10 protein-coding genes are annotated in these 11,904 nt (G+C 62.1%); 8 read left to right on the plus strand and 2 right to left on the minus strand.

Annotated features, from left to right (window positions below):
- The 6 genes from ASD02_RS35975 (at position 1) to ASD02_RS36000 (ending at position 6,444) form a co-directional block, all read left to right on the plus strand.
- Positions 1–1,023 carry a glycoside hydrolase family 3 N-terminal domain-containing protein gene (locus ASD02_RS35975; RefSeq protein WP_057208905.1) on the plus strand — a complete coding sequence of 341 codons (1,023 nt, stop codon included), beginning with the start codon at positions 1–3 and terminating at the stop codon, positions 1,021–1,023.
- Between the two features lie 35 nt (positions 1,024–1,058).
- On the plus strand, positions 1,059–2,705 hold the full coding sequence (locus ASD02_RS35980) for an ABC transporter substrate-binding protein (protein ID WP_057220167.1): 1,647 nt from the start codon (positions 1,059–1,061) through the stop codon (positions 2,703–2,705).
- 164 nt (positions 2,706–2,869) lie between these two features.
- Entirely contained in the window at positions 2,870–3,847 is a 978-nt protein-coding gene (locus tag ASD02_RS35985; RefSeq protein WP_025428416.1) for an ABC transporter permease, read from the plus strand.
- Position 3,848: 1 nt separating this feature from the next.
- Positions 3,849–4,739 (plus strand): ABC transporter permease, encoded by an 891-nt coding sequence (locus ASD02_RS35990; protein ID WP_057220168.1) that lies wholly within the window; start codon positions 3,849–3,851, stop codon positions 4,737–4,739.
- Positions 4,736–5,539 (plus strand): ABC transporter ATP-binding protein, encoded by an 804-nt coding sequence (locus ASD02_RS35995; RefSeq protein ID WP_057220169.1) that lies wholly within the window; start codon positions 4,736–4,738, stop codon positions 5,537–5,539. Before ASD02_RS35990 ends, ASD02_RS35995 begins: the two co-directional genes overlap by 4 nt.
- On the plus strand, positions 5,536–6,444 hold the full coding sequence (locus ASD02_RS36000; protein WP_057220170.1) for an ABC transporter ATP-binding protein: 909 nt from the start codon (positions 5,536–5,538) through the stop codon (positions 6,442–6,444). The genes ASD02_RS35995 and ASD02_RS36000 overlap by 4 nt, the downstream gene beginning before the upstream one ends.
- A 185-nt stretch (positions 6,445–6,629) precedes the next feature.
- Here ASD02_RS36000 and ASD02_RS36005 read toward each other — a convergent pair whose 3' ends face one another.
- Both ASD02_RS36005 and ASD02_RS36010 read right to left on the minus strand, forming a co-directional pair.
- The gene (locus ASD02_RS36005) at positions 6,630–7,673 is read right to left on the minus strand and encodes a glutamine synthetase beta-grasp domain-containing protein (RefSeq protein ID WP_057216256.1); all 1,044 of its coding nucleotides are present in this window, start codon (positions 7,671–7,673) and stop codon (positions 6,630–6,632) included.
- Between the two features lie 383 nt (positions 7,674–8,056).
- Entirely contained in the window at positions 8,057–9,454 is a 1,398-nt protein-coding gene (locus ASD02_RS36010; protein ID WP_057220171.1) for a PLP-dependent aminotransferase family protein, read from the minus strand.
- A gap of 229 nt (positions 9,455–9,683) precedes the next feature.
- Here ASD02_RS36010 and ASD02_RS36015 point away from each other — a divergent pair, with 229 nt between their 5' ends.
- Both ASD02_RS36015 and ASD02_RS36020 read left to right on the plus strand, forming a co-directional pair.
- Entirely contained in the window at positions 9,684–10,751 is a 1,068-nt protein-coding gene (locus tag ASD02_RS36015; protein WP_025428410.1) for an IS110 family transposase, read from the plus strand.
- A 268-nt stretch (positions 10,752–11,019) separates the two neighbouring features.
- Positions 11,020–11,883, plus strand: coding sequence for a DMT family transporter (locus ASD02_RS36020; RefSeq protein WP_025428409.1), 864 nt, complete (start codon positions 11,020–11,022; stop codon positions 11,881–11,883).
- The last annotated feature ends 21 nt before the right edge of the window (positions 11,884–11,904 follow it).

Raw genomic sequence — 11,904 nt, forward strand, 5'->3', positions numbered from 1 at the left:
ATGGCATCGACACCGCTCGCCCTCTTCGTCGGCCTACCAAACCCAACACTCTCGGACGACGAGTTCGCCCTGTTTCGCGAAACCAACCCGCTCGGCCTCTTCGTCGGCCGACGCAATCTGCGCGAGCCCGGCCAGGTCAAGATCCTGATCGAGCGCTTCCGCGAGGCCGTTGGGCGCGACGACGCACCTGTCTTCACTGACCAGGAGGGCGGTCGCGTCCAGCATCTCGACGCCGGTCCCTGGCCGCTTTTCCGCAGCTTCGGCCAGTTTGCCGAACTGGCGCGCCATGACCTTGCGCTCGGCAAAAAGGCGCTTCGCCTGTCGTCCCAGGCAATGGGCACGATGATGAGCGAACTCGGCCTCACCAGCGGCTGCTCGCCGGTCCTCGATCTCGTCTTCGAAACGACCAGCGCCGTCATCGGTGCGCGCTCCTTCGGTTCGGATCCGGACTTCATCGCCGCCCTCGGCCGCGAGGTGGTCGATGGCCTGCTTGAGACCGGCAACATGCCTGTCATGAAGCACATCCCTGGGCATGGCCGCGCGACACGTGATTCCCACAAGGAACGGCCCGTTGTCGACGCATCGCGCGAAACGCTTGTCACAACCGACTTCAAGCCCTTCGTTGCCCTCAAGGACACGCCCTGGGCGATGGTCGCGCACGTCGTCTACTCCGCCTATGACAGCGAGCTGCCGGCCTCGATCTCGCCGACGATGCATGAAGTGATCCGCAACGACATGGGCTATGAGGGCGTGCTGGTGTCCGATTGCATCTTCATGGAATCACTGCGCGGCACCTTGCCCGAGCGTGTGAAGCAGGTGCTCGACGCCGGCTCCGACGTCGCACTTCACAGCCACGGCGATCTGGCCGAGAGCGAGGCTGCCGCCAAGGCCGCCCGTCCGCTGACAGAGGCAGCCCAGAAGCGTATCGCCGCCGGCCAGAGCCGGCTCGGCAAGCTCAAGGTCGACATTCGCGCGGCGCACGCCGAAGTCGAAGAGATGTTCAAGAGCGTTCTCGTCGCCTGACGAGACGCCACTCACCAATCAAGAGGGGAGAAACCATGAAAAAATCCATTCTCTGGGCAGCGACCGCGCTGACCCTTTTCGCTGCACCGGCCGTGGCGCAGTCGATCCTGACGGTCAATATCGAGCCGGCCACGACCTGGGTTCGCAACTTCAACCCGTTCAACCAGACGTCGGCGCGCCAAAGCACGCTCGACTTCATCTACGAGCCGCTGGTCGTCTTCAATCGCTTCGATGACAACAAGCCGGTCTTCCGCCTCGCCGAAAGCTTCAAGCTTGCCGACGATCTGAAGAGCATCGAGTTCAAGCTGCGCCCAAACCTGAAATGGTCTGATGGCAAGCCGCTGACGGCTGCTGACGTCAAGTTCACCTACGACTACCTGAAGAAGTTCCCGGCGCTCGACTTCGTCAGCATCTGGACCTTCATCACCGGCGTCGAAGCCGTCGACGGCCAGACCGTTCGCTTCACGCTCGCCAATCCAAGCTCGCTTGCTGCCGAACAGCTTGCCCAGCTGCCGATCGTGCCGGAGCATGTCTGGAAGGACATCGCCGAACCGGTGACCTTCGCCAACGAAACACCTGTTGGCAGCGGCCCGATGACGGAGATCCCGCGCTTCACCGGCCAGACCTACGACCAGTGCCGCAACCCGCACTATTGGGACGCCGCGCTCAAAGTCGATTGCATGCGCTTCCCGCAGCTTGCCGACAACAACCAGATTCTGACCGCGACCGCGTCGGGCACGCTCGACTGGGGCGTTTCCTTCATCCCGGATATAGAGAACGTCTACGTCGCCAAGGACCCGGAGCACTACCATTTCTGGTATTCGCCGAGCAGCATGGTGGCGTTCCTCTTCAACCAGGAAACCGCCAACGAGAACAACCGCAAGGCCTTCAACGACGTGAAGTTCCGTCGTGCGGCCAGCATGGCGCTTGATCGCGGCACCATGGTCGACGTCGCCGGCTACGGTTATCCGACACTCAACGAAGACCCTGCCGGCATGGGCGAACTCTATAAGAGCTGGGCGGATCCGTCGGTCGCGACCGATTTCGGCACCTACGGCAAATACGACGCCGATGCCGCCAAGGCCCTGCTCGACGAGGCCGGCTATGTCGACAAGGACGGTGACGGTTTCCGCGACAATCCGGATGGCAGCAAGATCGCCTTCTCGATCATCGTTCCGAGCGCCTGGACTGACTGGATCGACACGGTCACGATCGCCGTCGAGGGCCTGCAGGCCGTCGGCCTCGACGCCAAGATCGAAACGCCGGAGGAAGCCGTATGGACCGGCAACCTCATCAACGGCACCTTCGACGCGGCGATCAACAGTCTGCCGGCCTCGGCCTCGCCCTATTATCCCTACAAGCGCGCCCTCAGCGCTTCGGACAAGGGCAAGACGCGCTTTACCGCGCAGCGTTGGTTCAATGACGATGTCGAGAAGCTTTTGACCGAGTTCACCCACACGGCTGACCTCGCCAAGCAGAAGGAAGCCATGAACAAGGCTCAGCGCATCGTCGCCGAGAACCTGCCGATCATGCCGGTCTTCAACAATCCAAACTGGTACCAGTACAACACCAAGCGCTTCAAAGGCTGGGTGACGGCCGAGACCCCGTTCGTCAATCCGTCGATCTCGCGGACCAACCCGGCGCGCCTGCTGCATTTGCTGGCACTCGAACCGGTCAACTAAACACCCCCAGGACTGGCGGGAGTGGCTCATCACCGGGCCGCTCCCGCTTTCGCGCCGGCCTCGGGAGCACAATAGCTCCGCGATTAAAGGCTTGCGCCATTTCAAAGCGTTTCTGCCGCCTTTCCTGCCGGTAACAGGGCCAGGGCGCAGTCGATGGAGTCCCCATGGCTTTCCTGCTTCGCCGCCTATGCTTCTATCTGGCAGCCTTCGTCGCGGCGGCGACGATCAACTTCTTTTTGCCGCGGCTGATGCCGGGCGATCCCGTGCAGATCATGTTTTCGAGCGCGGGGGCGGAGCTTCCACCCGAAAGTCTGCAGGCGCTGAAGCTCACCTTCGGCTTCGTCGATGGCCCGCTCTGGCAGCAATATCTGACCTATCTCGGCAGCATCTTCAGCGGCGACCTCGGCCGATCGATCAAATATTTCCCGCTTCCGGTGACGACGGTTCTCGGCAACGCGCTGGTGTGGACGGTCGGCCTGATGGGCACGGCGACCATCATCAGCTTCACGCTGGGAACCTTCCTCGGCATTCTCGCCGCCTGGCGCCGCGGCAGCCTTTTCGATGTCATCGTTTCAGTCGGTGCGATCTTCGCGACCTCGGTTCCGGCCGTCGTTACGTCGCTGATCGTCGTCTTCTTCTTCGGCTTCACGCTGAACTGGTTCCCGACGGGCTACGCCGCCGATCCGGCACTCGACCCGGCCTTTACGCTGCAATATCTCGGTAGCGTGCTTTATCACGGCATTCTGCCGATGCTGACGCTCTGCACGGTCTTGACCGGCGGTTTCGCCGTCACCATGCGCAACAACATGATCAACCTGCTCGGCGAGGATTATATCGTCATGGCCCGCGCCAAGGGCCTGTCGGACGGCCATGTGATGCTCTGGTACGCGGCGCGCAATGCGCTGCTGCCGACCGTGTCGAGCCTTGCCATCGCCATCGGCACGATCCTCGGCGGCTCGCTGGTGACCGAAGTCGTGTTCAACTATCCAGGCCTTGGCAACATCCTCTACCAGGCGATCCTTGCCCGCGACTACCCTGTCATCCAGGGGCAGCTGCTGATCATGACCGCGACCATGCTGGTTGCCAATTTCATCGTCGACGTCAGCTATGTGCTGCTCGACCCCCGACTGAAGAAGGCGTGAGATGAAGACCAACCCCTTCGGATTGATCCGCAATCGCAAGGCTCTGGTCGGCGTCGCCATCATCGCCTTCATCCTCCTCGTGGCGATTGCCGCACCGCTGCTCACCCCTTACGATCCGGGTGCCCGCGTTGGGCGGCCGCATCAGGCGCCGTCGCTTGCCCATTGGCTCGGCACCACCCGCATCGGCCAGGATGTGTTTACGCGGCTGATCTACGGCGCGCGCACCTCGCTTGCCGTCGGTTTTGGGGCCGGTCTGCTGATCACCTGTGTCGGCACGGCGCTCGGAATCCTTGCCGGCTACCGCGGCGGCAAGGTCGACGAGGTCATCAGCTTTTTCACCAACATGGTGCTGGTCGTTCCCAATCTGCCGCTGCTCTTGGTTCTCGCCGCCTTCATCGGCCAGGCAAACCCCTGGGTCATCGCGCTGATCCTCGGCGGAACCTCCTGGGCCTGGGGCGCCCGCGTCACCCGCGCCGAGACGCTTTCCGTCAAGCAAAAGGACTACGTCAAATCGGCGGAGATGATGGGTGAGCCACGCTGGCGCATCATGACCTTCGAGATCTTCCCCAACCTGATCTCGATCGTCGGCATCAACTTCATCGGCAGCGTCATCTTTGCGATCATCACCCAGGCGACGCTAGAGTTTCTCGGCCTCGGCGACCCTAAGGTCGTCTCCTGGGGCACCATGCTCTATGCCGCGCAGAAGGCCTCGGCGCTTTCGGTCGGTGCCTGGTGGGACATTCTCACGCCCTGCTTCGCGCTTGCCTTTCTCGGCATCGGCCTGTCGCTTCTGAACTTTGCCGTCGACGAAATCGCCAATCCGCGGCTGCGCACCGGCAACCGTCTCGGACGCTGGTCCGCGCTCATTCGCTCCGGGGAGGGTCGCCTGTGACCGCGCCATTGCTATCGGTGAAAAACCTGACGATCGACTATATCGGCGAGGAAAAGGACTTTCGCGCCGTCGACAATGTCTCCTTCGACGTTGCGCCTGGCGAAGTCTTCGGCCTTGCCGGCGAATCCGGTTGCGGCAAGAGCACCATCGCCTTTGCCATCAGCCGGCTGCACAAGCCACCGGCGCTGATCCGGCGTGACAGCACCATCCTGCTCGACGGTCGCGATGTGCTCGACCTCGACGACAAGGCCCTGCGCGATTTTCGCTGGCGCGAGGTCGCCATGGTGTTTCAGAGCGCGATGAACTCGCTCAATCCGGTGCTGCGCATCGAACAGCAATTCTATGACGTGCTGAAGACCCACAAGGGCATGAGCCGTGCGCAGGCGCGCGACCGCACCTCCGAAATGCTGAAGCTCGTCGATATCGCGCCCGACCGCATGCGCGACTATCCGCATCAGTTTTCCGGCGGCATGCGCCAGCGCATCGTCATCGCCATTTGCCTGGCGCTCGATCCGAGGCTGGTGGTCATGGATGAACCGACGACGGCGCTCGACGTCGTCGTCCAGCGTGAAATCCTCCAGCGAATCAACGAATTGCGGCGAACCCTCGGCTTCGCCGTTCTGTTCATCACCCACGATCTCGGGCTGATGGTGCAGTTCTGTGACCGGATCGGCATCATGCTCGCCGGCAAGCTCGTCGAGCAGAACACGGCGGAGGCGATCTACGGATCGCCGCAGCACGACTACACAAAACAACTTTGGGCCTCCTTCCCGTCGCTCCATGGAGGTGTCCTGCTATGACCGCCCAGCCAACCCCGATCCTTGCGCTTGACAGGGTCACCAAGACATTCGGCCACGGTCCGGGCGCAGTCCATGCGGCCCGCTCGATCTCGTTTTCGCTGCATGCAGGCCGCGCACTCGCCCTCGTCGGCGAGTCAGGCAGCGGCAAGACCACCTGCGCCCGTATGGCGATGCGCGAATATATGCCGACGGAGGGAAAGATCCTCTTCAGGGGCGAGCCGGTCGACGGCGCCAGCCCGGACGAGACGGTCCTCTACCGACGCGCGGTGCAGATGATCTTCCAGGACCCGTTCGCCTCGCTCAACCCGGCTCATACCATCGCCTATCATTTGAAGCGGCCGCTGCTGCTGCACCGCCCGGATATCAAGCGTACCGAGATCGACGCGACGGTTCGTGCGCTGCTGCAACAGGTGAAACTCGACCCCGACCTCGTCGCGCCCAAATATCCGCACGAGCTTTCCGGCGGCCAGCGCCAGCGCGTCAATATCGCCCGCGCGCTTGCCGCCAAGCCGGAAGTGATCGTCGCCGACGAGCCGACGTCGATGCTCGACGTCTCTGTTCGCCTCGGCGTGCTCAATCTCTTGAGCGAGATGAAGCAGCAGATGAAGCTCGGTCTGCTCTACATCACCCACGACATCGCCACCGCCCGTTATGTCGCCGAGGATATCGCCGTCATGTATGCCGGCCAGATCGTCGAATGGGGCAATGTCGGCAAGGTGATCGACAACCCCGCTCACCCCTACACCAAGCTGCTGCTCTCTGCCGTGCCTGACCCGGATATCCGCTTCGACGACCCGAGCGTTCGGCTGCGTCCGGAGGATGTCGAAGAGATCCGGCGCAAATCCGCGATGACGCAGGACCGCATCGTCGAAGTGGATACGGACCACTTCGTTCGCACCGCCTGAACCGCGGCGCCGCCGCCGGCATTGCCGCCGGCACCCACCCTCCCCGAAGCTATCCTCCCAGGACAGCAAAAGACAAAACGCCCCGCTCGAAAGCGGGGCGTTTTGTCTTTGCAACCGTTAGCGATTGCATATGCTTGGAGACAGAGCGTGCATGGCGTGCCGCTACAGCACGCCATGACACATGCTCAGGCCGCCTTCATCTGGTTTTCGACATCGGTCGGAACCGTCGAGATCGTCTTCAGGATCTGCGAAGCGATCTGGTAGGGGTCGCCTTGCGAGTTCGGGCGGCGATCTTCGAGGTAGCCGCGGTAGTCGTTGTTGACGAAGCTGTGCGGGACGCGGATCGAAGCGCCACGGTCAGCCACGCCGTAGCTGAACTGGTGGATCGACTGCGTCTCGTGCTTGCCGGTCAGGCGCATATGGTTGTCGGGTCCGTAGACGGCGATGTGGTCCGCACGGGCGTCCTCGAATGCCGACATCAGGTTTTCGAAATAGTCCTTGCCACCGACTTCGCGCATGTAGGCGGTCGAGAAGTTGGCATGCATGCCCGAGCCGTTCCAGTCGGTGTCACCGAGCGGCTTGCAGTGGTATTCGATGTCGATGCCGTATTTTTCAGTCAGGCGCTGCAGCAGGTAGCGCGCCAGCCAGATTTCGTCGGCGGCCTTCTTGGAACCCTTGCCGAAGACCTGGAACTCCCATTGGCCCTTAGCCACTTCGGCATTGATGCCTTCGTGGTTGATGCCGGCCGCCAGGCAGATGTCGAGATGTTCTTCGACGATCTGGCGGGCGATATCGCCGACATTGCTGTAGCCGACACCGGTGTAGTACGGGCCCTGCGGTGCCGGGAAGCCGGTTTCCGGGAAGCCGAGCGGGCGGCCGTTCTTGTAGAAGAAGTATTCCTGCTCGAAGCCGAACCAGGCGCTATCGTCTTCCATGACGGTTGCGCGGGTGTTGGACGGATGCGGCGTCTTGCCGTCGGGCATCATGACTTCGCAGAGCACCAGAACGCCGTTCTTACGCTCGCTGTCGGGATAGACGGCGACAGGCTTCAGGACACAGTCCGAGCTCTTGCCTTCCGCCTGCATCGTCGAGCTTCCGTCGAAGCCCCAGAAAGGAAGCTCATCCAGCTTCGGGAATGCATCGAATTCCTTGATCAAGGTTTTTCCGCGGAGGTTCGGGGCCGGTGTGTACCCATCGAGCCAAATGTACTCGAGCTTATACTTTGTCATTGCGTTCTCTCACATGGCGCCATGATCTGGCTAAGTTCCGAAGCGGCCCGGCAACCCAATTCAGCTGCCCAACAACCGGTACTCACAAGAAAGCATTAATCGTGCCAGTTTGCGTTTGCGCCGCCAAAGATCGAAAAATCAATGCCCACGCCACTCGCGGCGATGGAGCGAAAGACGCGCCAAGACTAAGGATGAAGCGGATTGCACATAAAATAGGCATTGAACGCCGCGGTTTGAGGCATAGGCCCGGCGGAGTGCCGTAAACACCGGCGAATTGAGGCGGCGCGGCCGCGCGGTCGACAACAACCTGCGTCAAAAGGGTTGCTCGAAGAACAAGCACCGTCTCGCGGCTCGCTCAAATCGGCCGCTATGGATATGAGTGGTTATCGAGCAATCTCAGCCAGCACGCGATAGAGCCGCTCATCAATCGATTGGGCGACGTTGAAGCGCAGAAATCCTGCCGCCGAACCCGAATGGCTGAAAGCATTGCCGGGGGCGAGGACAATATCGTGAGCCAGCGCCTTCTGGGCCAGCTCCGAGGCATCAAGACCTTCCGGGAGCCGACACCAGAGGAACATGCCGGCCTGCGGCTCGATCCAGGGCGTGATCCCGACCGTGGCCAGGCGCGCTACCGTCTCGGTCATCGTCCGCGTCAGCCGCAGCCGCAGCGCCTCCATGTGCTTTCGGTAGCTGCCATCGCGCAAAAGGGTCAGCACCAGTTCGGCTGCAAGGCTCGGGCCGCCGAAAGTGGTCGCGATCTTGAGATCGGTCAGCCCCTCGATCCAGCCTCGGGGGGCGGCGATATAGCCGCAGCGCACCGAGGCGGAGAGCGTCTTGGAAAAGCTGCCGATCTGCACCACACGGTCGAGCCCATCGAAGGCGGCAAGGCGCGGCGCCGGCACATGCTCGAAATCGGCAAAAATGTCGTCCTCGACGACAGTCAACCCTGCCTGCTCGACAAGTCGCAACAGGCGGTGGGCAATCACGGGAGAAAGCGTGGCGCCGGTCGGATTGTGCACGGCGGAATTGGTGATGTAGAGGCGAGGACGGTAGGCCTCCAGCGCCTCGGCGAAGCGATCGAGATCGGGACCAACAGGCGTATAGGGCACGCTGACGACATTGACGCGATGCGCCCGCAACAGCGCCTGGAAATTGAAGTAGCATGGATCGTCGACGATGACGGTATCGCCCGGTTCGAGCAGGAACCGACAGAGAAGATCGATCGCCTGGGTGCCTGACTCGGTCAGGATGATCTGATCGGGCGATGCCTCGACACCATGCTCGGCCAGCCTTCGCGACAGCAACTGCCGCAGCGGTCGCAAGCCGAGCGGCGTGCCGTAATCCGTCAGGCTCGCGGCATCCGTGCGCGCGAGCGAGCGCAGCGCCCGCCTGAGCGCTGCCTCCGGCATCCAGGACGCCGGCAACCAGCCGCAACCGGGCTTCAGAACGTGGGCGTCCGTTTCAAGCGCCTGACGCGAAACCCAGAGAGGGTCGACTGCGCGGTCGAGCCGCGGTCCGACTTCCGTGAGCGACAACGGCGCCAGGGGGGCAGACACGAAAAAGCCGGAGCCGGGCCGCGACCGGATCACGCCTTCGGCCGCCAGACGCTCGTAAGCCTCGACAACCGTCGATTTGGAAACCCGCATCGTCCTGGCAAGCGCCCGAATGGACGGAAGCTTGGCGCCCGGCGTCAACGACCGGCTGGCAATGCGCTGCCGGATCGTGCCCATGACCCCGTCGAGCAAGGTTTCGCCACCGATCTCCGTTTGTTGAAACGCCATCTGTATTGGACCTTCGCACAGGACAGTTTGGCGTAACTGTACCGCATTGTCTCTGGAAGAACCATCGCCCCCAGCCGATACAGGTGGAAAGGAGTTGGCATGAAAGCAGCCGCGTCCCAGGAGAGAACGGACCATTGAGATGCAGGTGATGATCGAGGGACAGTCACGCTTCCGGCCTTTCGGCTTACCTTATTGGGGTTTCGAAGATCTCAACAAGGGAGTTGGAAGCATGACTGCCTCTTATGATTACCATATCGGCGTCGACTACCACAAATCCTATAGTCATCTGGTGGTGCAGGACAGCAGCGGCAAGACGCTCAGATCGGGCCGGGTGAAGAACGATCGCCAGTCGCTCGGTGGGTTTCTGGAACGCTACCGCGAGAACTCGCATGCTGTGGTCGAGGCGACGCGCAACTGGATGGTGATGTACGACTGGCTCGACGACATTTGCGATGATGTCGTTCTCGCCCATCCCTTGAAGGTCAAGGCGATTGCCGACGCCAAGATCAAGACCGACAAGATCGATGCGACGGTGCTCGCGCATCTGCTCAGGGCCGACCTGGTGCCGGAGGCCTGGGCGCCCAGCGAACGAGCAAGAGACCTGCGCGTCGCCCTGCGCGAGCGGATGTTTTACGTGCGGCTGCGCACGATGACGAAGAACCGCATTGTCACGGTGTTTGATCGCTATCCGGAGCAGACGGCACAGCTGAAGAAGCTCGGGGATCTGTTTGGCAAGGCCGGCCGCGTCCAGCTGGCGCAAGTCAACGTCTCGGAGATCGACCGCATCCAGATCGACCGTGGCCTCGCCTTCATCGGCGACATTGACGTGCGGATCAAGCAGTCGGAAGCAACGATCCGGGCGATGACCAAGGCCAATGCCAACGTCAAGCTGTTGAAGACGATCCCCGGCATCGGCGAGTTCTTCGCCCGGCTGATCGACGCGGAGATTGACGATGTATCCCGCTTTCGCAATCCGAAGAAGCTCGCCGCCTATGCCGGACTGGTGCCCTCGACCTATTCCTCCGGCGGCAAGACCTTTCACGGCAAGATCATCAAGCAGGGCAACAAGTGGCTGCGCTGGGCTTTCGTCGAAGCCGTCACCCCCGCCATCGCCAGCGATGCGCAACTTCATGACCAGTACGAGCATCTGAAGATCAGAGGAACCAACAAGGCGCGTGTGGCGATCGCGCGCAAGCTTTTGACGATCGCCTTCCAGATCCTGCGTGACCAGCGCGCTTACGAGCCGCGCGGCACCAGCACCACGGAAGGCGCGTCGACGATATCCCGGCTGTCCTGATTGTCGTCTAGCGAGCCCGGCAGGACTGGGCTGCGCTCCTCAAGGAGAATGGGAAGCCGGGAGCCGAACGCCACTCTGTGACCGAAGCCAGCACGGCATCAGGGTCACGCATTGGAGACTGGTTCAAGAACCGAACGGCAGATGCCTGTCGCGCGGAAGGAAGAGATTTAGCCGATCGGCGCAAATGCCGGTCAAAACACAACCGAACCCAAGGAAAGCCGCCAATCGAAGGCGTTTCGCCCCTTGTGTTCTTTCATTGGAGACGACAATGGACAGAACGACGACCGGCTGGATAAACGGCTTTCTGGGTGTGTTGATTTTCAGCGGCTCGCTGCCGGCCACACGCGCTGCCGTCATGGACTTCGACCCGGTGTTCCTGACGGTCGCGCGCGCGGCCATCGCCGGTGCACTTGCGCTCTGCCTGCTCCTTGTCTTTCGCCAACCCAAGCCGACACGTGCCGATCTCTTCTCGTTGGCGATCGTTGCCTTCGGCGTCGTACTCGGTTTTCCGCTGCTGACCGCGCTGGCGCTTGAGCATGTGACATCGGCCCATTCGATCGTCTTCGTCGGATTGTTGCCCTTGGCGACCGCGGTCTTCGGCGTGCTTCGCGGCGGCGAGCGACCGCATCCGGCCTTCTGGCTGTTTTCCTGCCTCGGCAGTGCACTGGTTGCCGGTTTCGCGCTCACGCAGGGCTTTTCGGCCTCGCCGGTCGGCGACCTCCTGATGCTTGCCGCAATCATCGTCTGCGGTCTTGGTTATGCCGAGGGAGCAAGCCTGTCGCGCAAGCTCGGCGGCTGGCAAGTGATCTGCTGGGCGCTGGTACTGTCGCTGCCGGTCATGATCGGTATCGGCCTCTTCACGAACCCGCCGTCCTTCGAGATGGTGAATGGCGCGGCCTGGACCGGGCTTGCCTATGTCTCGGTCTTCAGCATGCTGATCGGCTTCGTCTTCTGGTATCGCGGACTCGCGCTTGGCGGCGTCGCCGGCGTCGGACAGTTGCAGCTGCTTCAACCGTTCTTCGGCCTCACGCTTGCTGCAGCGCTTCTCCACGAGCCGGTTAGCTGGGCTATGCTGGCTGTCACCGGCGCCATCGTGCTGTGCGTAGCTGGCGCAAAGAAGTTCGCGAAGTAGACGGCAGGTGCGCAGCCTCCG

Source organism: Ensifer sp. Root1252 (genome assembly GCF_001425885.1).
Taxonomy (GTDB): Bacteria; Pseudomonadota; Alphaproteobacteria; order Rhizobiales; family Rhizobiaceae; genus Ensifer; species Ensifer canadensis.